Annotated in this window: 19 protein-coding genes; 11 read left to right on the top strand and 8 right to left on the bottom strand. The window is 71.2% G+C overall.

All coding sequences use genetic code 11. The features are described from left to right. The first annotated feature begins 121 nt into the window (after window positions 1-121). Entirely contained in the window at window positions 122-1,240 is a 1,119-nt protein-coding gene (locus ABD331_RS07375) for a winged helix-turn-helix transcriptional regulator (RefSeq protein WP_344471889.1), read from the top strand. A gap of 411 nt (window positions 1,241-1,651) precedes the next feature. Continuing rightward, on the top strand, window positions 1,652-2,632 hold the full coding sequence (locus tag ABD331_RS07370; RefSeq protein ID WP_344471888.1) for a hypothetical protein: 981 nt from the start codon (window positions 1,652-1,654) through the stop codon (window positions 2,630-2,632). Between the two features lie 311 nt (window positions 2,633-2,943). On the opposite strand, the gene treZ is transcribed toward ABD331_RS07370, so the two are convergent. From treZ to glgX, 3 genes are read right to left on the bottom strand one after another with little or no spacing between them, the layout of a single operon-like run. Beyond that, complete coding sequence (gene treZ, locus ABD331_RS07365; RefSeq protein ID WP_344471887.1) at window positions 2,944-4,659, bottom strand: malto-oligosyltrehalose trehalohydrolase; 1,716 nt, start codon at window positions 4,657-4,659, stop codon at window positions 2,944-2,946. Further along, on the bottom strand, window positions 4,649-7,528 hold the full coding sequence (gene treY / locus ABD331_RS07360; RefSeq protein ID WP_344471885.1) for a malto-oligosyltrehalose synthase: 2,880 nt from the start codon (window positions 7,526-7,528) through the stop codon (window positions 4,649-4,651). Before treY ends, treZ begins: the two co-directional genes overlap by 11 nt. Continuing rightward, window positions 7,521-9,614 (bottom strand): glycogen debranching protein GlgX, encoded by a 2,094-nt coding sequence (glgX, locus tag ABD331_RS07355; RefSeq protein ID WP_344471883.1) that lies wholly within the window; start codon window positions 9,612-9,614, stop codon window positions 7,521-7,523. Before glgX ends, treY begins: the two co-directional genes overlap by 8 nt. 250 nt (window positions 9,615-9,864) lie before the next feature. Between glgX and mscL the strand changes: the two genes are divergently transcribed. Genes mscL through pip form a run of 3 tightly spaced genes read left to right on the top strand, consistent with a single transcriptional unit; the run spans window position 9,865 to window position 11,921 of the window. Further along, complete coding sequence (gene mscL, locus ABD331_RS07350; RefSeq protein ID WP_344471881.1) at window positions 9,865-10,287, top strand: large conductance mechanosensitive channel protein MscL; 423 nt, start codon at window positions 9,865-9,867, stop codon at window positions 10,285-10,287. Window positions 10,288-10,324: 37 nt separating this feature from the next. Then, on the top strand, window positions 10,325-10,900 hold the full coding sequence (locus tag ABD331_RS07345; RefSeq protein WP_344471879.1) for a hypothetical protein: 576 nt from the start codon (window positions 10,325-10,327) through the stop codon (window positions 10,898-10,900). 52 nt (window positions 10,901-10,952) lie between these two features. Further along, window positions 10,953-11,921 (top strand): prolyl aminopeptidase, encoded by a 969-nt coding sequence (pip, locus tag ABD331_RS07340; protein ID WP_344471877.1) that lies wholly within the window; start codon window positions 10,953-10,955, stop codon window positions 11,919-11,921. On the opposite strand, the gene ABD331_RS07335 is transcribed toward pip, so the two are convergent. After that, a complete protein-coding gene (locus ABD331_RS07335; RefSeq protein WP_344471875.1) occupies window positions 11,852-12,613 on the bottom strand; it encodes a phosphatase PAP2 family protein in 762 nt (253 codons plus the stop codon). The genes pip and ABD331_RS07335 overlap by 70 nt on opposite strands. A gap of 90 nt (window positions 12,614-12,703) precedes the next feature. Further along, window positions 12,704-13,006, bottom strand: a complete 303-nt coding sequence (locus ABD331_RS07330) for a hypothetical protein (protein ID WP_344471873.1) — start codon at window positions 13,004-13,006, stop codon at window positions 12,704-12,706. A gap of 79 nt (window positions 13,007-13,085) precedes the next feature. On the opposite strand from ABD331_RS07330, the gene ABD331_RS07325 reads away from it, so the two are divergent. After that, the gene (locus ABD331_RS07325; RefSeq protein ID WP_344471871.1) at window positions 13,086-13,880 is read left to right on the top strand and encodes a universal stress protein; all 795 of its coding nucleotides are present in this window, start codon (window positions 13,086-13,088) and stop codon (window positions 13,878-13,880) included. Window positions 13,881-13,953: 73 nt separating this feature from the next. Then, on the top strand, window positions 13,954-16,041 hold the full coding sequence (locus tag ABD331_RS07320; protein ID WP_344471869.1) for a sensor histidine kinase: 2,088 nt from the start codon (window positions 13,954-13,956) through the stop codon (window positions 16,039-16,041). Here ABD331_RS07320 and ABD331_RS07315 read toward each other — a convergent pair. Continuing rightward, window positions 15,982-16,590 carry a response regulator transcription factor gene (locus tag ABD331_RS07315; RefSeq protein WP_344471868.1) on the bottom strand — a complete coding sequence of 203 codons (609 nt, stop codon included), beginning with the start codon at window positions 16,588-16,590 and terminating at the stop codon, window positions 15,982-15,984. The genes ABD331_RS07320 and ABD331_RS07315 overlap by 60 nt on opposite strands. A gap of 99 nt (window positions 16,591-16,689) precedes the next feature. On the opposite strand from ABD331_RS07315, the gene ABD331_RS07310 reads away from it, so the two are divergent. Then, the gene (locus ABD331_RS07310) at window positions 16,690-17,421 is read left to right on the top strand and encodes an ABC transporter ATP-binding protein (protein ID WP_344471866.1); all 732 of its coding nucleotides are present in this window, start codon (window positions 16,690-16,692) and stop codon (window positions 17,419-17,421) included. Continuing rightward, window positions 17,421-19,823, top strand: coding sequence for an FtsX-like permease family protein (locus tag ABD331_RS07305; protein ID WP_344472490.1), 2,403 nt, complete (start codon window positions 17,421-17,423; stop codon window positions 19,821-19,823). Before ABD331_RS07310 ends, ABD331_RS07305 begins: the two co-directional genes overlap by 1 nt. On the opposite strand, the gene ABD331_RS07300 is transcribed toward ABD331_RS07305, so the two are convergent. Both ABD331_RS07300 and ABD331_RS07295 read right to left on the bottom strand, forming a co-directional pair. Further along, complete coding sequence (locus ABD331_RS07300; RefSeq protein ID WP_344471864.1) at window positions 19,812-20,930, bottom strand: glycosyltransferase; 1,119 nt, start codon at window positions 20,928-20,930, stop codon at window positions 19,812-19,814. The two genes, ABD331_RS07305 and ABD331_RS07300, sit on opposite strands and share 12 nt — an antisense overlap. After that, a complete protein-coding gene (locus tag ABD331_RS07295; RefSeq protein WP_344471862.1) occupies window positions 20,927-21,889 on the bottom strand; it encodes a glucosyl-3-phosphoglycerate synthase in 963 nt (320 codons plus the stop codon). The genes ABD331_RS07300 and ABD331_RS07295 overlap by 4 nt, the downstream gene beginning before the upstream one ends. 29 nt (window positions 21,890-21,918) lie before the next feature. Here ABD331_RS07295 and ABD331_RS07290 point away from each other — a divergent pair, with 29 nt between their 5' ends. Then, complete coding sequence (locus tag ABD331_RS07290; protein ID WP_344471860.1) at window positions 21,919-22,956, top strand: Gfo/Idh/MocA family protein; 1,038 nt, start codon at window positions 21,919-21,921, stop codon at window positions 22,954-22,956. Then, window positions 22,946-24,052, top strand: coding sequence for a zinc-binding dehydrogenase (locus ABD331_RS07285; RefSeq protein WP_344471858.1), 1,107 nt, complete (start codon window positions 22,946-22,948; stop codon window positions 24,050-24,052). The genes ABD331_RS07290 and ABD331_RS07285 overlap by 11 nt, the downstream gene beginning before the upstream one ends. Window positions 24,053-24,058 lie beyond the last annotated feature (6 nt).

Below are 24,058 nucleotides of genomic sequence, written 5' to 3'. Positions count from 1 at the left end.
CACTTTGACGGGCAGACCGCGCTCTCCGGTTCAGAACGACCCTGGACTTTTCCGTCACACCAGTCTCCTTTCGAAACTAACTAAGTTCCCATCAGAGACCCACCGAGGTAAAGTCCACCCCATGGTCAGGGAGCTACGCGAGCAAGACGTCCAGTGCTCGATCGCCCAGGCGGCCTCCGTCATCGGCGACTGGTGGAGCCTGTTGATCGTCCGCGAAGTAACACGCGGCCACCGGCGCTTCGACGACCTGCTGCGAGAACTGGGCATCTCCCGAAAAGTGCTGACCGAACGGCTGAAGCATCTCGTGGAGCACGGCGTACTGCGACGGGATGCCTACCAGTCGCGGCCGGTGCGGCACGAGTACCTGCTGACGGAAACGGGCTGGGCACTGGCGCCGACGCTGGTCAGCATGCAGGACTGGGCCGATCGTTGGCTGCTGGGGGACGGCTCGGCTACGGGGATGCCTCGCGCCGAAGGAACGGAGGTGGCCCGCGTACACGCCCTCCTCGGCACTACACTCCCCTCCCCCCTCCTCCTGCCCGCCACCCTGACATCCGCTACCACCGGACCCCCACCACCAGCCACCCCTGACACACCCTCACCCACCACTTGCACCGCCGGACCACCCACCCCCCAAAGCACCACACCACCCGCCACCCTCGACACCACGCAGCCCGCCACTCTCGACACCGCGCCACGCCCCACCCTCGACACCGCACCACCCGCCGCCCTCGGCGCCACGCCATCCGCCACCCTCGGCGCCACGCAGCCCGCCACCCTCGACACCGCACCACCTCTCCACCTCGACGTGGTCGCCGACGCTCGCGCCACCATCCTGTTCACCTATCCCTCGACCGGCCCGGCCACCTCCCTGCCCCCGGACTGGGACCAGGTGCCAGGAGCGTCCGGCTGCACACTCGAGAACCGCCTGTTCCGCGGCCGTCACCCCGACCTCACCGCCGCCGGCATCACCGTCCACGGCATCAGCACACAACGCCCGGACCAGCAGGCCGCCTTCGCCGCCGCAGAGTCAATCCCGTTCCCCCTGCTCTCCGACGTGGACCTGCGCCTCACAGCGGCCCTGCGCCTGCCGACCTTCCGCGCCGGTCAGGACCTGAAGCTCAAGCGCCTGATCCTGGTAATCGACCGCGCACGAACCATCCGCCACGTCGTCTTCCCAGTCCTGGACATCCCAGCAGCCATCACCGAAGCCACCGAAGCCGCCCACACCCTCCGCTGACCCTCACCCAGCCAGCCCAGCCCCGGCCACGCCCACTCGTCCAAGCGGCCCACCCCACCTCACTTTGCCGATCCCCCTGGACGCCCGCCGGCCCGGACGGTCGCCTCCCGAACGCCCACCGCCCTGGACGCTCACGTGGCTGAGCGCCCACCGCCCTGAACACCCGCCACCCTGGCCAGCCCCCACCCTGAACGCCCACATCGCTGAACGCCCGCCTCCCACGCACTCAACCCGATCGCCACCAACCACTCACCTGACGCAGTTATCCACAGGTCCCGCCCCCCTTCCCCCACTCATCCACAGAACCCCGTTCGGCTCCACAACCCCCACCCCTAATCTCAGATCCTGGGTGCCTCCGAACCCCAGCCAAGCCCGGAGCTGACCTCAGCCCACCCACCCGGAGGCCCCACCATGAAGATCACAATCCCTCTCCCCAGCACCCTGACCTCCCACTTCATCGTCGCCATGGAACAAGTCCCCTTCGACGTCGAGTCCTTCGTCCCCTGGCGCGTCGGCGGCCCGTTCAAACGCGCCGCCATCACCGCAGCCGCCCACGGCACCCTCTCGGTCGCCCACCACGCAACCCCCTGGAAACCAACGGCCACCACTCTCACCGACGACGAGAGACGCCGCCTCCGCCGCACGAAACAACATGTGATCGTCTCCACCACCGCACCCCCGCACCGGCTCCCGACCGCCGTGCAAGTGGCCCGCGCCTCAGCCAGGGCCCTGGCCAGGGAGAGCGACGGCCTCCTGATAGACCCCGTGACCGACTCGACGATCCTCACGTGCGGCCGATGCGCGGGCGAGCCCACCCACTTCCGCCTGGACGACGACTGGCTGTCCTGGGACGTCCAGGTCCACGACGCCGCCACCTGCCCACCGTGGGACCCGTCCGACATGGGTGCGTGCGACTGCCTGCGCGTCACGTCCCGGGGCCTGCGCCGCTTCGCCCTACCGGAGATCACCCTGGACGGCGCCGCCTGCGCCCACAACCTGTGCGCCACCAACCTCCTGCGCACGGTCGCCAACCGCCTGCTGACCGACCACCTCTCCTACCTGGCCATCCACCCGGAAGCCACCACCCGCAAAATCGATGACTTCCTCCACATCCAGCCCTCGGACCAGCCGGACGGCGGCCTCCCCTTCGGCGTCCGCCTCACCCCGTACGACGCGGACGCGGGAGAGCTGGGCCGCACCGGCAGCATCCGTCGCCTGAAGGTCGGCCCAGCCCCCGGCACCGGTCAGGTCACCTGCCTCAAGGTCGGCCCGCCCTCAGGCTTCACGGGCTCCCTGAACGACTGGCTCTGCGCCACCCAAGCCCCTCACCACGCCACGCTGACCTCAGTCGACTTCCGCCCACCCGAGCCGGCCCGCGTCCTCGCAGCGTGACCCACACCACCCCAGCCGGCCCCCGCCCCTCAACACCCAACGCCGCGCTGCAGACGCTCACCCGCACCGCCAAGCCCCCGAGTACGCCTACCGGCACCCTTGGGCCACCCCTCGCACGCCTCCAGCACCATGGAGCCGCCCCTCGCCCGCGCCTCCAGCATCATCGAGCCGCTCCTGACACGCCTCCCCACCATCGAGCCACCCCGCGCACGCCTGCTGCATTACTGAGTCGCCCCCGCATGCCTACCGCGTGTGCGCCCGGGCCAGAAGCAGACGCAGCAGCAGGCGCAGAACCCAACGACCTACCTCACTCACCCGGAAGCAGGCCGACAAATCACCATGGACTGTGCAGGAAGGCGCATCCCTTCCCCATCCGCCGCCACCGGCTCGTCAGAAGCCAGCAACACCGTCCCAGGCGTCAACGGCACGGTCACCGACTCCTGTGAGAAGTTCACCGCCACCGCCAGCTCCCCCCGCCAGACCAGCAGCCACTTCCCGAGCGGGTCCATCTCCACCCGCACCCGGTCCAGCCGCGGGTCCGACAGCTCGGGCAACGCCTTGCGCAGCGCGATCAGGTCGCGATACCAGCACAGCAACGACCAGTGCGCCTCCTCCTTGACCTCCCCCCAGTCCAGCTTGCACTGCAGGAACGTCTCCTCGGCCGAGGGGTTCGGCGCCTCCCACACGTACCCGAAGCCGTCGAACTCCCGCTCCCGCCGCACCCCTTCGCTGTCCCGCAGCTCGGGCTCGACATGATCGGAGAAGAACAGGAACGGCGTGCGCGCCCCCCACTCCTCGCCCATGAACAGCATGGGGGTGAAGGGCGAGGTCAGGAGCAGTCCGGCGCCGATTTTGAGTGCCGGGATCGGGAGCCGGTCGCCGGCGGGCCGGTTGCCGATCTGGTCGTGGTTCTGCAGGCAGGCGACCAGCCGGTATCCGGGCACGCCCGCGAAGGAGCTGCCGTGTGCCCTGGCGCGGAAGCTGGAGTGGGTGCCGTCGTGCACGACGCCGTGCGTGAGCACCTTGGCCAGGGCTGTGAGCTGGGCGAAGTCCTGGTAGTAGCCGTGGCTCTCGCCGCTGACGGCGCAGTGCAGGGCGTGGTGGACGTCGTCGTCCCACTGGGCGGTCATGCCCAGCCCTCCGGCGTCGAGCGAGCGCACCATGCGCGGGTCGTTGAGGTCCGACTCGGCGATCAGCGACAGCGGACGGCCGACCGAGCAGGCCAGCGTGTCCACCTCTTCCGCCAGTTCGGCCAGCAGGTGCTTGGCGCGCTTGTCGTGCAGCGCGTGGACGGCGTCCAGCCGCAGCCCGTCAATGTGGTAGTCGCGCAGCCACTGCAGCGCGTTGCCGATGAAGTAGCGCCGCACCTCGTCGGACTCCGGCCCGTCCAGGTTGACCGCTTCGCCCCAGTAGCTGCCGTCGAAGCCGGAGAAGTACGGCCCGAACGGCCGCAGGAAGTTTCCGGAAGGCCCGAGATGGTTGTAGACGACGTCCAGGATGACCCCGACCCCGGCCTGGTGACAGGCGTCGACGAACGACTTGAGCCCGTCCGGCCCGCCGTACGTCTCGTTCACGGCGTAGAGATCGACGCCGTCGTAGCCCCAGTTCCGCCCGCCGGGCACGGGCGCGACCGGCATGACCTCCACGAAGTCGACGCAGAGCTCCACCAGGTGCGGCAGCTTCTCGATGGCCGCCGCGAACGTCCCCTCCGGGGTGAACGTCCCGATGTGCAGCTCGTAGATCACGGATCCGCGCAGGTCGCGCCCCTTCCAGTCGTGGTCGGACCAGGTGAAGCGGCCGTGGTCGTACACCGCGCTCTGCCCGAAGATCCCCTCTGGTTGCCGACGGGTGCGCGGGTCGGGGTACGGCCCGTCGCCGTCCACCACGAAGGCGTACCGGGTGCCGTGCTGGGCTCCCTCCACCTCCGCCGACCACCAGCCCCCCTCACCGGGCGACATCGCCCGCCGCCCGCCCAGGACGTCCACTTCCACCGCCGTGGCCTTCGGTGCCCAGACCTCAAAGATCATGTCTCTCCAGGAGTGAGACCGGATACTGACCGAGCAGGTGCGCGAGCGGGATGCGTCCGGTGAACAGGCCACCGGTGAGCAGGTCGCGCCAGGTGCCCGCGGGCAACGTCAACGTGGTGGCGCCCCATCCGCCCGAGGCGGCCAGGCCCACCGGGAGGCGGGTGGCGACCACGACCGCCCTCGGCCGCATCCCGGCCTCGGCGATGGCCCGCGCCCGCTCCCCGGCCTCGGTCCGCGCCCACGCCCCGGCATCGGTCTGCGCCCGCGCCCCGGCATCGGCCTGCGACCGCTCCCCCGCCTCGGCCCGCGCCTGGTGCTCGCCCGCCGTCTGGGTGTGGGGCTCATCGGCCGCCTGGGCGTGGTGCTCATCGGCCGACCGGGCGTGGGGCTCATCGGCCGAATGGGCGTGGGGCTCATCGGCCACCTGGGCGTAGGCTTCATCAGCCGTCCGGGAGTGGGGCTCATCAGCCGTCCGGGTGTGGTGCTCATCGGCGGCCTGGGCGTGGTGCTCATCAGCCGTCTGGGCATGGCGCTCATCGGCGGCCTGGGGTTGGTGGTCGCTGGTCGCCGCCCGGGGCTCGTCGTCGCTGGTCGCCGCGCGAAGCTGGTCGTCGCTGGTCGCCGCGCGAAGCTGGTCGTCGCTGGTCGCCGCCCGGGGCTCGTCGTCGCTGGTCGCCGCCCGGGACTGGTCGTCGCTGGTCGCCGCCCGGAGCGGGTGGTCGCTGGTCGCCGCCTGGTTGAGGTACGCGTTCGCCGCCTGGTGCGGGTGGTCGCCGGCCGCCTGGGTCCGGTGGCCGGCGGCTGCTTGGCTCCGGTGGTCGTTGACCGCGCCGGTGCGGTGGTCGGCGACCGTCTCAGGCCGGTGGCCGGCGGGCACGTCCCGCACGACATCACCCGCAGACCCCCGAGCGAAAGCGATCACATGCTCAGCCCGAGCCCCCTCAGCCCGCAACGGCAGGTACGCCGCCGCGCCCCCCAGCCGCCGCCTCAGCCGCAGAGCCTGGGTGGTGACGAGGAGCTTGGCCGAGTCCCACGAGGTCTCGGGTTTGCGCGGGTACGTCACGGGCCGCCGGTTATCCGGATCGACGAGGGAGAAGTCGGTGGTCTCGTTCCCCTGGTACACGTCGGGCACCCCCGGCATCATGAGCTGCACCAGCTTGGCCCCGAGGGAGTTGGAGACGGCGTACGGGTCGATGCGCTCGGTGAAGCCGCCGACCGGGAGGCGAACGGCGGCCTCGGCGAAGGCGCGCAGGCGCCGTTCGTAGTCGGGGTCGGGGTTCACCCAGGAGATGGCGGTCTTGGCTTCGCGGGCGGCCTTGAGGAGGTAGTCGGTGAAGCGTTCGGCGGAGATGGGCCAGGCGGCCATGAGGTTCTGCCAGGCCAGGTAGTCGAGGTGCGGGTCGAAGCTGACCTGGGCGGACCATTCGGCGACGGCGGCGGCCCATTCGCCGGGCATCTCGGAGAGCACGGACAGCCGGGCCCGCACGTCCTCGGAGCGTTTGGTGTCGTGGGTGGAGAGGGTGGTCATCGTGTAGGGAGGCAGGTCGGCGCAGAACTCGTGGAACTCCTCCACGGACACGCCGAAGACGTCGGGCTCCCCGCCCACCTCGTTCAGGCAGGCGAGCGGGAACCAGCGGTAGAGCGCGGTGTCCTCCACGCCCTTGGCCATGACGGGCCCGCACGCCTGCTGGAAGCGGACGATCGCCTCGGCGGAGCCGTACAGGACCTCCTGGACGAGGGGGCGGACGGCGGCGGAGCAGGAGGCTGCGGCCAGTTCGACGGTGTCGATCGCGGAGGGGGGCGGCGGCTCGCCGGGCACCACGTAGGCGCGGTAGACGGGCATGGCGGCGAGCAGTTCGCGGACGGCGGCGGGGTCGCAGGAGGTGACCCTGGCGAGGCGGTCCACCTCGGCGCCGAAGAACAGGTCGAGCACCTCCTGTTTGGCCTGCGCCATCACCGGCCGGTACTCGGCGGGCTGCCCGGTCAGGCCGGCGAAGAGCCGGATGAGCGGCTCCTTGCCGGCGGGGTCGACGAACAGGCCGTTGACGCGGTTGAGCACGTCGTAGCCGGTGGTGCCGTCGCAGGCCCAGTCGGCGGGCAGCCGTTCGGGGCCGATGAGGATCTTCTCGACGACGGTCCAGGCGCTGCCGGCGCGGGCGCGCAGCCGTTCGAGGTAGCCGCGCGGGTCGGCGAGGCCGTCGGGGTGGTCGACGCGGAGCCCGTCGACGAGCCCTTCGTCGAGCAGCCAGAAGATCACCTCGTGCGTGGCGAACAGCACGGCGGGGTCTTCGACGCGCAGGCCGATCAGCGTCGACACGTCGAAGAAGCGCCGGTAGCCGGGGCCTTCGCGCCAGTCGACGAGCCGGTAGTGGCCGGGGTGGGGGAAGGCGTGCTCGTGGTAGCGCAGCACGTCGCCGTCCACGACGGGCGGGGTGTCGTCGCCGAGGACGGGCAGCGCGACCTTGCCGTCCACCCAGTCGATGTCGAACCAGGAGGCGTACGGCGAGGCGGGCCCGTCCTTGAGCACCGACCAGAACTGGGCGTTCACGGTGTTCATGTGGTTCGGCACGATGTCGACCACGATGCCGAGGTCCTGGGCGGCGAGTTGCTGCGCCATCTCCCTGAACCCGGTGGCGCCGCCGAACTCCTCCCTGATCCTGGAGTGGTCGGTGACGTCGTAGCCGTGCCGCGACTCGGGCGTGGACTGCAGGATGGGCGAGAGATAGACGTGGCTTACGCCGAGGTCGCGCAGGTAGCCGGCGATCTCGGCCACCTGGGCGAAGCCGAAGTCGGGGGTGAGCTGCACCCGGTAGGTGGACACGGGCCGGAACAAGCCCGGCGGCCTGGAGGTGCCCGGCGGCCTAGACACGGCGCAGCACCCGCACGCTGCGGCCCGGCACCGCGATCGCGTCGCCCGCCTTGACCATCCGCGCGTCCAGCCTGATCGGCATGGCCGTGTCGATCTCCGTATGCCACATCTCGCCATAGTCCTTGGGGATCGTGAACTTGATGGTGTCGTAGTGCGCGTTGAACAGCAGGAGGAAGGAGTCGTCCCTGATCGGCCGGCCACGCCTGTCGGGCTCGGTGATGGCGTCGCCGTTCAGGAAGACGGCCAGGGACTTGGCGTATCCGACGTGCCAGTCGCCGTCGTTCATCTCCTCGCCGGCCGGGGTGAGCCAGGCGATGTCGCGCAGCCCGCGTACCGGCTTGCCGTAGAAGAACCTGCGCCGCCGGAACACCGGATGTTTCTTGCGCAGCTCGGCCAGGCTCTGGGTGAATTCGAGCAGCAGCCAGTTCTCCCTGACGTCCGACCAGTCCACCCAGGTCAGCTCGTTGTCTTGGCAGTAGCCGTTGTTGTTGCCGCGCTGCGTGCGCCCCAGCTCGTCGCCGTGCGAGAGCATCGGCACGCCCTGGGAGAGGAACAGCGTGGTGAGGAAGTTGCGTTTCTGCTGCTCGCGCAGCGACTCGATGGCGATGCCGCCGGGGCCTTCCTCGCCGCAGTTCCACGACCGGTTGTCGTCGGTGCCGTCGCGGTTGCCCTCCTTGTTCGCCTCGTTGTGCTTGTTGTTGAACGACACGAGGTCCTGCAAGGTGAAGCCGTCGTGGCAGGTCACGAAGTTGATGGAGGCGGCAGGGCGGCGGCTGTCGTCCTTGTACAGGTCGCTCGACCCGGTGAACCGGGAGCCGAACTCGGGCAGCGTGGCCGCCTGCCCGCGCCACAGGTCGCGGATCGTGTCGCGGTAGCGCCCGTTCCACTCCGTCCAGCGGGACGGGAAGTTGCCCACCTGGTATCCGCCTGGGCCCACGTCCCACGGCTCGGCGATGAGCTTGACCTGCGACAGCACCGGGTCCTGCTGCACCAGGTCGAAGAAGGCGCTCAGCCGGTCGACCTCGTGCAGCTCCCGCGCCAGCGTCGAGGCCAGGTCGAACCTGAACCCGTCGACGTGCATCTCGATGACCCAGTACCGCAGCGAGTCCATGATCATTTGGAGGACGTGCGGGGAGCGCATGAGCAGGCTGTTGCCGGTGCCCGTGGTGTCCACGTAGTACCGTCTGTCGTTCTCGACCAGCCGGTAGTAGTTGAGGTTGTCGATCCCACGGAACCCCAGCGTGGGCCCCAGGTGGTTGCCCTCGGCGGTGTGGTTGTAGACGACGTCGAGAATGACCTCGATGCCCGCTTCGTGCAGCGAGCGCACCATCGCCTTGAACTCCAGCACCTGCCCTCCGCGCTGCCCCTGGCTGGAGTAGCGGTTGTGCGGGGCGAAGAAGCCGATCGAGTTGTAGCCCCAGTAGTTGGACAGCCCGCGCTGCTCCAGGATGTGGTCGGTGACGAACTGGTGGACCGGCATCAGCTCCAGCGCCGTCACGCCGAGCTTGGTGAGATGGTCGAGGATCTCGGGGTGGCCGAGGGCCGCGTACGTGCCGCGCAGGTGCTTGGGGATCTTGGGGTGGCTTATCGTGAGCCCGCGCACGTGCGCCTCGTAGATCACGGTGTCGTGGTACGGCGTCGCGGGCGGCCGGTCGTGCCCCCAGCCGAAGAACGGATTGATCACCACGGAACGCGGCACGTACGGCGCCGAGTCGCGGTCGTTCCTGACGTCCGGCGAGCCGAACCGGTAACCGTAGACCGCCTCGTTCCAGTTGACCCCGCCCTCGATGGCCATCGCGTACGGGTCGAGCAGCAGCTTGCTCGGGTTGCACCGCATGCCGTGCGCCGGCTCGTACGGGCCGTGGACGCGGTAGCCGTACCGCTGCCCCGGCCCGATGCCCGGCAGGTACCCGTGCCAGATGAACCCGTCCACCTCGCTCAGCGGCACCCGCGACTCGACGTTGTCCTCGTCGAACAAGCACAGCTCGACCTGATCGGCGACCTCGGTGTAGAGCGAGAAGTTGGTGCCGGCGCCGTCGTAGGTCGCCCCGAGCGGATAAGGGTCTCCCGGCCAGATCTCGATCATCGAGGCTCCCTTGCGGTCTCTCCCCATGTTCTGTTCCCCCGCTCCACCGGACAACCCCGGGCCCCCACTAGATCACTCTGTTCCTTCCCACGCTCGCGGCGTCATTACTCCGGCTTGTTTCGTACGAGGTCAAAAGGGGTGGGCCGCCCCGATGGCGCGGTATCGGAGACGGCCCACGCACCCAGCATCCTCCCGACGTCAAGCCCGCCGGGCGGTTTCGAAGCGCCGTCTGCGGCAATGTGCCGACTCCATGGGCGGTTTCAAGCAGTTCTTACTCCGTGGCAACATCGTCGAGCTGGCAGTCGCCGTGATCATCGGCGCCACGTTCAGCGGCCTCGTCCAAGCACTCGTGCGCGACCTGGTCACCCCGCTGATCGGCGCGATCACCGGCGGCCGGCAGCCGAACTTCGCCGAGTACTCCTTCACCATCAACGGCAGCCAGTTCAAGTACGGCGACTTCCTCAACCACCTGATCACCTTCTTGATCATCTCGGCGATCGTCTACTGGCTGATCGTCGCCCCGATGACCCGGCTGATCAGCCTCCTCGACCGCGACAAGACGGCCGCGACCAAGCAGTGCCCGGAATGCCTGTCCGACATCCCGACCGAGGCCCGCCGGTGCGCGCACTGCACGGTGGAGCTGGTGCCGGATTCGGAAAAACCCAGGCAGTGACGCGCGGCGGCCGGTGCCCGTCCGTCAAGATGGACCGATGAGCGTTGAGTTGATGGTCTGGGACGAGCCGGTGCCGATCAGCAGGGACCAGGCGCGCGCCACGTACCTGGCGGTCAAGCGCACCCCGCCCGGCGCCGGCGTCGAGCCCGAGGTGGCCAAGGAGTTGCCCGGGGAGGTCACGCTCTACCCGGGGCACGTGCTGGTGAGCATGGACCTGGACACCATGGACGAGATGTCGGCGCAGGTGTTCACGGTCGCGCGGGCGCACGGGATGGTGTGTTACGACCCTCAGCGCGACCTGGTGCACAACGTGGCGCCGCTGGGGGTGTACGAAGGCATGCAGTTGCACACCGGGGACGGGATGGTGGTCAACGATCCCGACCTGGGGCTGGTGCACGACGTGCTGGGGACGATGTCCGCGCAGAACCCGTTCGTGGCGCTGGTGAACTTCGGCAGGCACTTCCTGCAGGTCTCGCCGGGGTTCGAGCTGGAGTACAAGGAAGGGACGATGGTGCGGGCGACGGTGCCCGAGCTGGCGGAGGTCCGGCAGGCGTTCAACGAGTACGCGACCGGGGACCAGGCGTTCCTCAGCCGATTCGCGTGGAGTGCGTGACTCCGTTCCCCAGAGGCGAGTCCGGCCGTGGGATGCGGCAGGATCAGGGCGTATGAGAACCCTGTACCCGCCCATCGAACCGTACGACACCGGCCTGCTCGACGTCGGTGACGGCAACCAGATCTACTACGAGGTCTGCGGCAACCCCGACGGCAAGCCCGCCGTCATGATCCACGGCGGCCCCGGAGGCGGGTGCAGCGCCAAGCACCGCCGCCAGTGGAACCCGGAGCTCTACCGCATCGTCCTGTTCGACCAGCGTAACTGCGGCCGGAGCGTGCCGCACGCCGCCGACCCCGGCACCGACCTCTCCGCCAACACCACCTGGCACCTGGTGGCCGACATGGAGAAGCTGCGCGAGCACCTCGGCATCGAGCGGTGGCAAATGTTCGGCGGGTCGTGGGGCAGCGCGCTGGCGCTGGCGTACGCGCAGACGCATCCCGGCAGGACGAGCGAGCTCGTGCTGCGCGGGATCTTCCTGCTGCGTCCGCAGGAGCTGCGCTGGTTCTACCAGGAGGGCGCCTCCTACCTGTTCCCCGACCTGTGGGAGCGGTACGTGGCGCCGATCCCGGAGGAGGAGCGCGGGGATCTGATCGCCGCGTTCGGCAGGAGGCTGGAGGGGGCGGACGACAAGGAGCGGCTGGAGGCGGGCAAGGCGTGGTCGCAGTGGGAGGGCGGCACGGTCACGTTGCTGCCCGATCCGGCGCTGGTGGCGGAGTTCGGCGAGGACCGGCAGGCCGTCTGCTTCGCCCGGATCGAGAACCACTACTTCCGGCACGGCGGGTGGTTCGAGCCGGCCGACCAGCTTCTTCGGGGTGTGGACGTGATCCGGGACATTCCGGCGGTGATCGTGCAGGGGCGTTATGACTCCTGTACGCCCATGGCTACGGCCTGGGACCTGCACAAGGCGTGGCCCGAGGCCGAGTTCCACGTGGTCGACGACGCCGGGCACGCCTACTCGGAGCCGGGGATATTGGATCGGCTCATCGCGGCGACCGACCGGTTCGGGGCAGCAGGGGCCTGAGGGGCCTGCGCGGCCTGCGGGAAGGGCCGAGCACCGCCGGGCGCGGGATTCGCGCCGAAGGCCGTTCCGGGCGCGGGGTGGCCGGGGGCCGTCCCGGAGGTGGGGTGGGCGAACGTGGTTCCGGGGGTGGGGTGGGCGAGGGTGGTTCCGCCTGTCAAGCGGGCGCGGACGAGCCGTACCGCAGGCGTGACGGCCCCCACCAGCAGCAACGTGAACAAGGGCGCGAGCACCGCACCCAGCAGGAAGCCGGCGGCCACGTCGTGCGGGTAGTGCACCCCCACGAACACCCGCGAGAACGCCATCAAAACCGCCAGCGGGAACACCAGCCAGGCCAGCCCGCGCCAGGCCAGGACGAGCGTGGCCGCCGCGCCCGCCGCGATGACGGAGTGGTTGCTGGGGAAGGACCAGTCGTCCAGGGGCGGGCAGGCGGCGATGGTCGTCACGCCGCCCCGGCACGGCCGGTCCTCCCGGACGATGAGCTTGACGACCTCGCTCACCACGTACGCGCCCACGATGCCGGCGGGCCCGGCGATCACCAGGGCCAGGTCACGCGCCGGGCCTCGCCACGCTCGTACGGCGGCCACCAGGAAGAGCGCCGCGAAGAGGAATAACCCGCCATCGGTGCCGACCTCGGCGAAGGTGTGCAGCCATGCGGGCGTGGTGAGCGAGAAGCCGACGATGTCCTGGTACACGCGTGTCCAATCCGTGAACGACGAATGGACACGACCTTACGGACTGATCGCGTCAAATGCCTCGGTCATCCGGCCGAAACATGGCCTTACTTAAGTGAGGAACTGGCGGACCAGCGCGGCCTGCTTGGTCTCCAGCTCGCCACGGGTGATCAGGCCGCGGTCGAACGCCTCGGTCGTGGCGTCGCGCTCGGCGACGTAGTACGCGGCCATGATCTCGCTGCGCAGCGGCGTGAACCCGCGCTCCACGCAGTCGGAGAAGACGGACACCTTCCGCTCCAGAGCTTCGGCCGCCACGGTGCACGCGAGGTCGTGCGCCCGGAGCTGCTGAACCGCTTCACGAAGCGTGACGGGGCCGAGGGACCCGTTGAAACGGGTATCAAGGGTGATCTTCACTTTCTTTGCGCCTCCAAAGGTTTACAACGTTCGGATCAAGGCCGCGTATTCCCAGTTCAGAGCGGGTAAGAGGGCAATCGTGATCGGAGCGCACGTGATCGTCGGATACACGAACGACCCGGGCGGGAGAGACGCTCTCGCCCTCGGTTCCGCGATCACCCGTGTCACTGGCGGAGAGCTCACGATCGCCACGATCTACCCGCCGGGCAGCCCAGGGCTGGCGGTGGAGGCGCAGGCGAACCTGGCGCACGCGGCAGAGGAACTGGGGCCGGTGCCGGCCGAGTACATCACGTACGAGAGCAGGGGCACCGGGCGCGGCCTGTCGGTGCTGGCGAGCAGGATCAGGGCCGACCTGATCGTGGTCGGCTCGGCGTCGGGCGGGCAGCACGGGCGCATCGCGATCGGCACGACCGCCGACCACCTGCTGCATCTGTCGTCGGAGGCGGTCATGCTGGCGCCCGCCGGATACGTGCCGCCCGTCGAGCCGGGCCGCCTCACGCTGGCGTACGTGCACCGCCCGCAGTGCGACGCGGCCGTCGGGCAGGTGGCGCAGGCGGCGCTGCGGCTGGGCGTGCCGCTCCGGCTGATCACCCTCGACCTGCGCACCGAGGACCAGGGCAGGCTCAGGGACGACCTGGCACTCGCGGTCCGGCTGGCGTGGGAAAAGACCGGGATCGAGGCGGAGTCGGCGGTGGCCGAGGGCCACGACGTGACGGCGGCGCTGGCCGACCTGGAGTGGCTGCCGGGCGAGCTGCTGGTGTGCGCGGCGAGCGAGGACGCGCAGCCGCACCGGGTGTTCCTCGGGGAGCTGGCCATGAAGGTGCTGCGCGCCTCGGCCTGCCCGGTCACCGTGCTGCCGAGGGGTTTCTCCTAGGTCCCGCTGTGCCACCGAGGCTGGGCCTGCCCGGTCGCCGTGCCGCTGAGGGGCTTCTCCTAGGCTGGCGGGTGTGTTCCTGGCTCGGGTGATCGTGGTGGCGGTGCTGGCCGCGCTGTCCAGCGTGTACGTGCTGGCGGGCGCGCCGGGCGCGGTGCTGGTGTTCGTGGTGCAGTGCCTGTACACGCTCTGGTCCCGGGCGTGGTGGCTGCTGGCGGCGCAGGCCGTGCTCGTCTACCTGGTGACGCTGGGGACGGGCTCGTCGGTGGTGGTGCTGGGCTTCCTGGCGGGGTCGCTGCTGGTGACGCGGCTGTGGGCGGCGGCCCCCGCGGTGGTGTTCAGCGCGGTGGTGATCGCGTACGCCCGGGGCGGGGACGTCGGCACGACGCTGGACCTGGCGATCACCACGGTGCTGATGACGTTGATCGTGCCGGGGCTCATCCGGCTGGTGGAGCGCGTGGACGAGCTGCACGCCACCCGGCAGGCGCTGGCCGCGGCGGCGGTGGGCGAGGAGCGGCTGCGGATCGCGGCGGAGCTGAGCGACGGGCTGGGGCGCGGGCTGGCGACGATCATGGACGGGGTGCGCCGCGCCCTCCAGCGCCCAGAAGAGGAGAAGCTGGGCGAGGTGGTCGCCGTGGCGCGGCGGTCGCTGGCGGACGCGCGGGCCGCCGCCGCCGGTTACCGGGCGATGTCGCTGACCCCCGAGCTGACCACGGCCAAGGCCATGCTGACCGCCGCCGGGATGAGCGTGGAGATCCACGCCGGGCACGCCGAGCCGCTGGGCCCGGCGGGGGCGCTGCTGGCGTCCGTGCTGCGCGAGGCCGTCACGGACGTCGTACGCCGCGGCACGGCCACCCACTGCCGGATGGAGACGGCGGAGCAGCCGTCCACCGTGACCCTGCGCATCACGGACGACGGCCGCCGCACCGCCGAGGACGACGCGCTGAGCGACCTGGCCCCCCAGGTCGCGGCGGCGGGCGGCAGGCTGACCGGCGCCCTGTCCGACCAGGGCCGCCACACGGTGGAGGCGACGCTGCCCGCCCCGCAACGCGCGCCGGAGGAGCGCCGGAAGGCCGACCTGTCGGTGCTGCTCCTGGCCGCCGTGCTGGTCGGCTTCAGCCTGAAGGCCCTGCTCCAGATCCCCGCGAACCTGCTGCTGCCCGCCCTCGCGCTGCTGGCGGTCGTCGTGGTGATGCAGCTCAGGTCGGTGACGGGCCGCCACATGGCGGCGTTGGGCGTGATGGCGGTGCTGGCGTTCGCGCCGATCCCGCTGTTCGGCCCGATCTGGCTGGGCACGGGCGGTTTCCTGGCGGGCCCGGTGCTGCTGGCCTTCCGCCCGCGCACGGCCTGGCCGCTGGTCGCCGCGATCCTGGCCGTCACGGCCGCCATCGCCGCGGCCTTCGGCCTCCCGTTCCCGGCGGCGGCGAACGTCACCGCCAGCAACCTGATCACCGGTCTGGTCGTCTACAGCCTGCTGCGCCTGGCCGGGCTGGCGAAGGAGCTGCAGGCGGCCAGGGAGAGCCTGGCCCGCTCGGCCGTCGTGGCGGAGCGCCTGCGCGCCGCCCGCGACCTGCACGACCTGCTCGGCCACAACCTGGCGGCGATCCTGCTCAAGTGCGAGCTGGCCCGCCGCCTGCCGCCGGACCGGGCGCGGGCGGAGCTGGCGGACGTGCTGGAGATGGCCGAACGCGCCGGGCACGACCTGCGCTCGGTCTCTGGTGAACAGCTCGACCTGTCGCTCGCCGCCGAGGCCGAGTCGGCGGCGTCCGTGCTGGGCGCGGCCCGCGTCGAGGTGACGACCGAGCTGGCGCACCCGCCGCTGCCCGCCGAGGTGGAGACCGTGCTCAGCGCCGTCCTGCGCGAGGCCGTCACGAACGTGCTGCGCCACAGCACCGCCAGGCACTGCCTGATCAGCACGTCCGCCGAGGGCGGCCGGGTGCGCCTGACCGTGCGCAACGACGGCGCCCGCGCTACCGAGGCCCGGCGCGGCTCGTCCGGGCTGGGCAACCTGACCACCCGCCTGGCGGCCCTGGACGGACGCCTCACCACCACAGGAAACACCGGGAACGCGGGCTGGTTCGTGCTCGACGCCACGGCGCCGCTAGATCCAGCCCGCCTCGGTGGCGAGACGGACCGCGTCGGTGCGGTTGCGCGCGTTTAGCTTGGCCACGATGGCCGTCAGGTAGTTGCGCACGGTGCCCGGCGTGAGGTGCAGCCGGCCCGCGATGTCGGGGGCGTCCAGGCCATCGGCCACCAGCCGCAGCACGTCGGCCTCGCGCGGCGTGAGCGGGTTGTCGGCCAGGTCCCAGGCCGTGACCGCCAGCGACGGGTCCAGCACCCGCTTGCCCGCCGCGACGTCGCGGATCGCGCCCGCCACGTCCTCGGGCGGCGCGGTCTTCAGCATGAACCCGCCCACCTGAGCCGCCAGGGCCCGCTTCAGGTGCGCGGGCTTGGCGTGCCCGGTGAGCATGAGCGTCCGGCAGGTGGGCACGCGCGCGTGGATTCGGGCGGCGGCCTCCAGGCCGTCCAGCTCGCCGGGCATGTCGATGTCGAGGACGGCCACGTCGGGCAGCTCCACGGCGGCCGAGGCGACGGCGGCGGCGCCGGACTCGACGGCGGCGACCACTTCGATGTCCGGCTCCAGGCCCAGCAGCGCCGCGAGCGCGCCCCTGATGACGGCCTGGTCTTCGGCCAGAAGGATGCGAATCACGTAAGCATTGTCCACCCGTGTCCGAATCATGAGGACGTCATGGGTGACGGGTGATGGCGTCTCTGGGGCGCGTACGAGCTGGTCGGCAGGCTTGACGGCATGACAGAGGCAGTGCGGCTGGACGCCGTGAGCAAGGTGTACGGGAAGGGCCAGGGCGCGGTCGCGGCCCTGCGCGAGGTCTCCGTCGGCATCCCGCGCGGCTCGTTCACCGCCGTGATGGGCCCGTCGGGGTCGGGCAAGAGCACGTTCCTGCACTGCGCGGCGGGCCTGGACGTGCCGTCGTCCGGCTCGGTGCGGCTGGGCGGCACCGAGCTGACCGGGATGGGCGAGACGGCGCTGACGGAGCTGCGCAGGCAGCGGGTCGGCTTCGTGTTCCAGGCGTTCAACCTGGTCCAGGCGCTGGACGTGGTCGAGAACGTCACCCTCCCCCTCCGCCTCGCCGGCGCCAGGGCGCCGCGGGGCCTGCTGGAGGAGATCCTGCGCAGGGTGGGCTTGGAGGGCCGCGCCGGGCACCGTCCCGCGCAGCTCTCGGGCGGCCAGCAGCAGCGGGTCGCGATCGCCAGGGCGCTGATCACCGGCCCCGAGGTGGTGTTCGGCGACGAGCCGACCGGCGCGCTGGACACGATGACGGCCAGGGACGTGCTGCGGCTGCTGCGCGAGGTGGTGGACGGCCTGGGCCAGACCGTGGTGATGGTGACGCACGACCCGCTGGCCGCCTCGTACGCCGACACGGTGTTGTTCCTGGCCGACGGCCGGATCGTGGACTCGATGAGCGGCCCCACCCCCGGGAAGGTGGCCGAGCGGATGACCAGGCTGGGAGCGTGGCAGTGATGATCGGCTTCGCGGTGCGGACGCTGCGGGACCGCAAGGGCGCGTTCGCGGGGGCGTTCGTGGCGCTGCTGTGCGCGGCGGCCCTGGTGTGCGCGTGCCTGATGCTGCTGGAGACGGGCCTGCGCGGCGCGGTCTCCCCCGAGCGGTACGCGGGCGCGCCCGTGATCGTGGCCGCCGACCAGTACGTCCGCGAGAGCGTCGACAAGGGCGACGGCGAGACGAAGACGAAGGCCAAGCCGCTGGCCGAGCGGGCCTGGCTGCCGGAGAAGGTGGTCGAGACGCTGCGGCGCACGCCAGGCGTGTCGAAGGTGGTGCCCGAGGTGACGTTCCCGTTCGGCACGTACACGGGGCACGGCTGGGAGTCGGCCGGGCTGACCCCGTTCACGATCGCGCGGGGCCGCGAGCCGCGCGGCGCCGACGAGATCGTGGTGGACGCCCGCGCCGGGCTGGAGGTGGGCGCGCGGCTGCGCGGGTACCGCGTGACAGGCGTCACCGCGCAGGCCCTGCCCAGCCAGGACACCGTCTTCTTCAGCACCGCGCAGGCCCGCCGGCTGGCGGGGCACCCCGGCATGGTCAGCGCCGTCGGCGTCCACCCCGCCCTCGCGCGGGCCCCGCAGGGGGCGGTGCTCTACACCGGGGACGAGCGCGGCAGGCTGGAGTTCCTGGACGCGGAGGCGGCCAGGGTGAAGCTGATCAGCATGGGCGGCGCGCTGGCCGGGACGTCGCTGATCGTGGCGATCCTGGTCGTGGTGGGCACGTTCGCGCTGTCGATCCAGCAGCGCCAGCGCGAGCTGGCCCTGCTGCGGGCCGTGGCGGCGACGCCGCGGCAGGTCCGCAAGCTGGTCGGCGGCCAGGCGCTGGTGGTGGGCGTGCTGGCCGGGGTGCCGGGTGCGGCGGCGGGCGTCGGGCTGGGGCTGGGGCTGCACGCGGCGTTCGTGGCGCTGGGCGCGACCCCGGCGAACCTGCCGCTGGTCGTCAGCCCGTTCCCGCCGCTGGCCGCGCTGCTGGCCACCGTCGCCGCGGCCTGGGCGGCGGCCCGCGTCTCCGCCCGCCGGCTGGCGCGGATCCGTCCGGTGGAGGCGCTGGGTGAGGCCGCGATCGACGACGGGCGGCTGCCCCGCTGGCGGCTGATGGCCGGGCCGGTGCTGCTGGCCGGCGGCGTGGCGCTCACGCTGGTGCTGTCGGGGCTGGACACGGAGGCCGCGGCCACGCCGGTGACGATGCTGACGGCGCTGCTGTGGACGATCGCCGTCACGGTGCTGGGCCCGCTGGTCGCAAAGATCGCCGTCACGGTGCTGGGCCCGCTGGTCGCGAAGGTCGCCGTCACGGTCCTGAGCCCGCTGATCGCCAAAGCCCCGGTCGCCGCGTCCGGTTGGCTGCCGTCGCGGACGGCCGGGGCGAGCGGTTTCCTGGCCGCCAGGAGCCTGCGCGCCACCCCCAAGGCGCTGGCGTCGGTGTTGTCGCCGCTGACCCTCATGGTGGCGATGACCTGCACGATCCTGTTCACCCAAACCACGATGGGAGCAGCCGCCCAGGAGCAGGCCGCCGCGGGCACCCGCGCCGACCACGTGCTGCCCGGCGCCTCCGCCGAGGAGATCAGCAAGGTGCCCGGCGTCCAGGCGGTCACGCCGGTGCTGCGCACGTCGGTCCGTTTCGGCCTGGACAAGTATCCGGCGCAGGCCGTCACCTACGACCCGCGCACCCTGGACCTGGGCGTCGTGTCCGGCACGATGGACGGCTTCGGCCCCGGCTCGGTGGCGATCAGCAGCACCGCGGCGGCCCATCTGGATCTGCGGCCGGGCGACCGGGCCAGGCTGACGCTGGGCGACGGCACCCCCGCCACGCTGAAGGTGGCCGCCGTCTACTCGCGCGGCCTGGGCTTCGGCGCCGTGACACTGCCGTACGAGCTGGTCCGCGGCCACGTGGACGACCCGGCGGGTACCCTGCTGGTCTCGGCGCCCGGGGTCGCCCTGCCGGGCGCGACCGCCGCGACGGCCACGGCGGGCTCAGCCGACCCGCAGGTCGCGTTGGTGGCGCTGGGCCTGATCATCGCGTTCACCGCCATCGCCGTGGTCAACACCCTGGCCATGGCCACCTCGGGCCGGGCCAGGGAGCTGGCCGTGCTGCGCCTGGCGGGCGCCACCCGCCGTCAGGTCCTGCGCATGCTGCGCGTGGAGACGCTGTCCGCCGTGCTGACGTCGGTGGTGGTGGGCACGGCGGTGGCGCTGGTGACGCTGGCGGCGTTCGGGGCGGGGATGACGGGTTCGGCGGTGCCGTACGTGCCGCCGGCGGCGTACCTGCTGGTGATCGCCGTGGCGGCCGTCCTGGCTCTGGTCTCCACCGCTGTCCCCGCCCGGCTGGCCCTCAAGATCCGCCCGGCTGAGGCGGTGTCATCGACCTGAGATGACCTTCTCGTACAGCTCCAGGTACTGGTCCGCCATCACCGACGGCGAGAAGCGGCGGCGGGCCTCCCGGCGGCATTCCTCCGGGTCCAGCTCGTCGACCCGGAGCACCCACTCCGCCAGTTCTTCCTCGGTGTCGGCGAGGAAGCCGGTGCGGCCGTGGTCGATGAGCTCGGGCAGGCAGCCCCGCCGCAGGCCCACCGGCGGGACGCCGAGCGCCATGGCCTCGACGACGGCCGTGCCGCCCGGTTCGTCCCACTGGATGGGGAAGAGGGCGGCGCGGGCCGAGGCGTACAGCTCGTCCCGCTCGTCGCCGCCCACCGCGCCGACCCACCGGACGAGGTCGCCGTCGAGGTAGCGGGAGACCTGGTCGAGGTGGTAGCGCACGTCCGGGTGGCTGTGCAGCGGGTGGTAGGGGTTCTGGGTGACGACGTCCAGCTCGGCGGCGGTGTTCCGGCCGCTGACCGGGCCGGCCAGGATCAGCGGGAGGCCGAGTTTCTGGCAGATCCTGGCCGCCACGTGCTGGCCCTTGAGCCCGCAGATGCGTCCCATCACCATCAGGTGCTCGCCCCGCTCCACGCGCAGGTCGCGGTCGGCGAGCGGGGTGGCCAGGTGGACGGCGCCGAGCGAGGCGGCGCGCAGGGCGTCGGGGGCGCGGTTGATCTGCGACTCCGAGACGCCGTTGACCGCGATCGACGGCGGGAACGCGCCGTAGAAGGCGGGATGCTTGTGCAGGTCCCAGTGCAGGGTGTGCAGGACGGGCGGGCCGCCGAACGCGGAGAGCGTCGCCGGGCCGACCACCTCGACGTGGTCGTGCACGAGGTCGATGTCGTCGCGTCCGCGCAGCTCGGACACCACGCGGGCCAGGTGGGCGTGGGTGATGCCCATGACCTGGTTGTACGGCTTCTGCAGCTCGGTGAACTGCTCCTCGTCGTACGCGCTGATCAGCTCGTCCACCTCAAGGGTGCTGGAGCCGACGGAGGCCAGCACGACCTGCACCCCGCGCGAGCGCAGGGCGGGCACGAGCGTGGCCACCACGTTCTCGATCCCCCCGTAGCCGGGGGGCGGAACCGAGAGCCACGGCCCCGCATTCACCAGGACTTTCATGCCACGTCCTCCTCAAGGACGAGGGAGGCGAGCGGGGGTCGCTCCGCCACGGCCACGTCCACCAGGTCTGCCTGCCCTTCGAGCCCGAACTGCAGGAGTGTGTGCGCCGGGGGTTCCGACGCGAGCACGCGGCCCTGCCGTTCGAGGCGGGACCAGGCGGTGAGCATGATCTGCCCGGCCATGCGGCCGAGCGCGGGGATCGACTGGTGTGTGTGCGTGCGGTGTCCCAGGTCCACCTGGGCCATCGCGTCCAGCCCGACGAGCTGGAGCAGGTCCACGAGGAGGCCGAACTCGACGCCGTACTCGGTGGCGAAGGGAACGCGTTCGAGCACCTCGCGCCGGGCGGCGTACTCGCCGCCGAGCGGCTGGGCGAAGCCGGCCAGCTCCGGCCAGAACATATTGATCAGCGGCCTGGCCACCAGCTCGGTCACGCGCCCGCCGCCGCCCTGCTGGGCGACGCCGTCGGAGCCGATGTAGGGCCGTTCGTAGGTGGCTTTGACGAAATGGATGTCGGCGTCGACCAGCAGCGGCCCGATCAGGCCCGACACGTAGTGCGGGCCGAAGCTGCGCAGGTCGGCGTCGATGTAGACGACGATGTCCCCCTTGGAGGCGGCAAGCCCTTTCCACAGGGCCTCCCCCTTGCCGGTGAGCGGAGGCAGGTGCGGCAGCACCTCACGCTGCGCCACCACGCGGGCGCCCGCGTCGCGGGCCCGCTGGGCGGTGGCGTCGGTCGAGTTGGAGTCGACGACGAGGATCTCGTCGACGAGCGGTGTGCGTTCGACGAGGTCGCGGCGGATGGCGGCGACGATGCCGCCGACCGTGCTCTCCTCGTCACGTGCGGGAAGGACCACGCTTACCGTGGTTTCTCCCTTGGCCATCATTAAGGCATCCGCCGGCCATTCCGCGGCGGTGCTCGAGTGCGGGCCGTACCACTCCTGGACCCTGGCCAAGGCTCGCATATCAGTCTCCATGCATCAGCCCCGATCTCATGAGGTCACGGCTTCTGCCCGGTCTATGGGGACTTGAACATGTTTGTTTGATTCCGCCTAGACGTGGCATATGCCGGGTTGTGTCCCCTATGACCCGTGTCGGCATCGTAGGTGCCGGAAATGTCGCCGCTCGTCATGCTGACGTCCTGTCCGGGTTCCCCGATGTCACGATCGCTGGGATCGCCGACACAGACCTCCACAGGGCCGAGGCCCTGGCCTCGAAGCATGGCTCCCCCGCCTTTGGCGGCCATGCCGACCTGCTCAGTGCCGGCGGTCTTGACGCTGTCTACGTCTGCGTGCCTCCTTTCGCGCACGGTAACCCGGAACATGATGTTCTGTCGTGCAATCTCCCGATTTTCGTAGAAAAACCCCTTTCGCTAGACCTCAAAACCGCAGAATCGATCGCGACCGAAATCGAGCGGAGATCTCTCCCCTCGGCGGTCGGCCACCACTGGCGTTATCTCGACATCCTCCAACAGGCCCGTGACCTGCTCTCCGGCCGTCCCGTACGGCTCGCGCTCGGCCACTGGCTGGACAAGGTGCCCCCCGTGGGCTGGTGGCTGGATCCCACCATGTCCGGCGGCCAGATCGTGGAGCAGGCCGTCCACGTGCTGGACCTGGCGCGGCTGCTCGTCGGCGAGGTCACCATGGTGCACGCCGTGCCCGCGGAGAACGCCGTGGACGGCGAGGTGGACCGGGCCACGGCCGCGGTGCTGCGCTTCGACGGCGGGGCCGCCGGCCTCCTGGCCACCTCCTGCCTGCTCACCCACAAGCACCGGGTGGGGCTGGAGGTGTGCGCCGACGGCATCGCGCTGGAGCTCAGCGAGACCCGCCTGCTCGTGGACGGCGAGCGGGTGATCGAGGACGACGGCCAGGCCAAGGTGCGGGTGGACCGCGAGTTCATCAACGCCGTGCAGGGCAGGCCTGCCGACGTCCGCGTACCGTACGAGGAAGCGCTGCGCACCCACCGCCTGGCGCTGGCACTCGCGCGCTCCGCCATCGAACAGAGGCCGGTGATGCTCGATGATGACCAGTAACGTTCTCAGCATCGACCAGCCGGGCGAGGTCTGCCTGGTCGAGGAGAAGCTGCCCGACGTGCCCGACGGCGGCTTCCTGGTGGAGACCGTCTACAGCGGGGTGTCGGCCGGCACCGAGCTGACCTTCGTCAAGGGCACCAACCCCTACCTGTCCGCGACCTGGGACCCGGCGCTCGGGCTGTTCATGGAAGGCGCGCCGTCGGTGTCGTACCCGGTGCGCGGCATCGGGTACATGCAGGTCGGCAGGGTCGTCGAGACGCGGACGCGGGCCGTGCGCGAGGGCGCGCTGGTCGCCATGTGCTACGGGCACCGCACGGCGTACGTGGCCGACCCGATGACGGACCGGTTCGTCGAGCTGCCGCCCGACCTCGACCCCATCCTCGGCATCTACGTCGCCCACATGGGCCCGATCTGCGCCAACGGCCTCCTGCACGCGGCGCACGACCTGCACGGCCCTGCCGCCCGCGACCTGGGCGACGGCGTGCGCGGCAGGCGGATCGTGGTGGTGGGCGCGGGCGTCGTCGGCCTGCTGACGGCCCTGTTCGCCATGTCGGGCGGCGCGGCCGAGGTCGTGGTCGTGGACGAGACCCCGGCCAGGCTGGAGATCGCCGCGGCGCTCGGCGCGAACGTGCTGGCCGCCGACGACGACCCGGCCGTGACGCTCAAGCGCCGCTGGCGGCACGGCCAGAACGACCGCGGCGCGGACGCGGTCTTCCAGTGCCGCGGCCAGCCCAGAGCGCTGGCGCTCGGCCTGCGGCTGCTGCGCCCCCAGGGCACGCTGGTGGACCTGGCCTTCTACACCCAGGGCGCCGACGAGGTGCGGCTGGGCGAGGAGTTCCACCACAACGGGCTGTCACTGCGCTGCGCCCAGATCGGCCGGGTGCCGCGCGGGCTGGCCCACTCCTGGGACAGGGAGCGGCTCTCCGCCGACACCATCGCCCTGCTCAGGCAGCACGGGAGCGCGCTACGCGAGCACGTGATCACTGATGTCGTCGGCTTTTCTGACGCGCCCCGATTCCTGACCGGCCTCGCGGCGCGACGGCTTCAGACCGTTCAGGGTGTGCTCCGCGACGATGTCCAGGATGAGGGCGGCTGACCAGCT

The organism is Nonomuraea monospora (assembly GCF_039531895.1).
Taxonomy (GTDB): domain Bacteria; phylum Actinomycetota; class Actinomycetes; order Streptosporangiales; family Streptosporangiaceae; genus Nonomuraea; species Nonomuraea monospora.
The sequence above is the reverse complement of the archived record's forward strand: the minus strand, read 5'-3'. Positions and strand labels throughout refer to the sequence as shown.

Bases quoted from the DNA above. Each gene is read 5' to 3' on its own strand.
- ABD331_RS07295 (WP_344471862.1), bottom strand. From the start codon at position 21,889: ATGCGAGCCTTGGCCAGGGTCCAGGAGTGGTACGGCCCGCACTCGAGC.
- treZ (WP_344471887.1), bottom strand. From the start codon at position 4,659: ATGATCTTTGAGGTCTGGGCACCGAAGGCCACGGCGGTGGAAGTGGAC.
- ABD331_RS07300 (WP_344471864.1), bottom strand. From the start codon at position 20,930: ATGAAAGTCCTGGTGAATGCGGGGCCGTGGCTCTCGGTTCCGCCCCCC.
- ABD331_RS07290 (WP_344471860.1), top strand. From the start codon at position 21,919: ATGAGGTCACGGCTTCTGCCCGGTCTATGGGGACTTGAACATGTTTGT.
- ABD331_RS07370 (WP_344471888.1), top strand. From the start codon at position 1,652: ATGAAGATCACAATCCCTCTCCCCAGCACCCTGACCTCCCACTTCATC.
- mscL (WP_344471881.1), top strand. From the start codon at position 9,865: ATGGGCGGTTTCAAGCAGTTCTTACTCCGTGGCAACATCGTCGAGCTG.
- ABD331_RS07375 (WP_344471889.1), top strand. From the start codon at position 122: ATGGTCAGGGAGCTACGCGAGCAAGACGTCCAGTGCTCGATCGCCCAG.
- ABD331_RS07305 (WP_344472490.1), top strand. From the start codon at position 17,421: ATGATCGGCTTCGCGGTGCGGACGCTGCGGGACCGCAAGGGCGCGTTC.
- ABD331_RS07285 (WP_344471858.1), top strand. From the start codon at position 22,946: ATGACCAGTAACGTTCTCAGCATCGACCAGCCGGGCGAGGTCTGCCTG.
- glgX (WP_344471883.1), bottom strand. From the start codon at position 9,614: ATGATCGAGATCTGGCCGGGAGACCCTTATCCGCTCGGGGCGACCTAC.
- ABD331_RS07345 (WP_344471879.1), top strand. From the start codon at position 10,325: ATGAGCGTTGAGTTGATGGTCTGGGACGAGCCGGTGCCGATCAGCAGG.
- pip (WP_344471877.1), top strand. From the start codon at position 10,953: ATGAGAACCCTGTACCCGCCCATCGAACCGTACGACACCGGCCTGCTC.
- ABD331_RS07310 (WP_344471866.1), top strand. From the start codon at position 16,690: ATGACAGAGGCAGTGCGGCTGGACGCCGTGAGCAAGGTGTACGGGAAG.